Source organism: Ancylomarina sp. 16SWW S1-10-2 (assembly GCF_009669305.1).
Taxonomy (GTDB): Bacteria; Bacteroidota; Bacteroidia; order Bacteroidales; family Marinifilaceae; genus Ancylomarina.
In genome coordinates this window covers 1-877 of record NZ_SADB01000093.1, presented here as the reverse complement: position 1 = coordinate 877, position 877 = coordinate 1, and the positions used below count along the sequence as shown (strand labels likewise).

The window sequence follows — 877 nt, the reverse complement described above, 5'->3', positions numbered from 1 at the left end:
TACGAATCAATATATTAATTTTCTCTGTACACGACAAAAAWAGATAACTCATTGAAATAATGKCAYAATAMTTGTTTTCTRACGACGAATAYKATGAYACATYTCAATGAGTTAYATCTYATCTTAAACAAATMTCTAAARTGGAACAAGTCACATTTAAAGTGCTTTGCGCTCATCATGCTTGWGATYATTTTAAAGCAAACATGTAATCTTTCTTCTGCATCTAAAGCCTTRCCCATCAAGTGCTTACCACAATCATTTTATCGACGTATGCAGCGCTTCTTTGCAGGTCAGTATTTTGATTATCGTCAAATTTCTCRGTTGATTTTCAATATGTTTTCATTCGACMAAGTGCAACTGACTTTAGATAGAACCAATTGGAAATGGGGAAAACGAAATATTAATATCCTGATGCTCGCAATCGTTTATCGTGGAATAGCSATACCTATMSTTTGGACATTGCTYAATAAACGKGGAAATTCAGATACRAAAGAGCGTATTGCTTTGATTCAACGCTTTATMKCCATTTTTGGTAAAGACCGTATTGTGAATGTGTYCGCAGACAGAGARTTTATCGGTGAGCAGTGGTTTACATGGTTAATTGAACAAGACATCAACTTCTGCATTCGTGTTAAAAAAACTTCATTGTCACCAATCATTTAGGAAAGAATCATAAAATTAGTGATTTATTTCGCCATCTTAAAGTTGGTCAAATTGAATGTCGTAAACGACGGATTTTGGTTGGTCGGGTGAAACTATATATAAGTGCACTACAGTTAGAAAATGGAGAGCTTTTACTCGTCGTTTCTCCTCAGTTTAATGCCAATGCTATTCAGGATTATGCATTACGCTGGGAAATTGAAACCTTATTCAGTTG

At 34.4% G+C, this 877-nt stretch carries 1 pseudogene; it reads left to right on the top strand.

Annotated features, from left to right (window positions below):
- Positions 1-93 precede the first annotated feature (93 nt).
- Positions 94-877, top strand: a pseudogene (locus EMN46_RS18625) (IS4 family transposase); the annotation flags it as partial.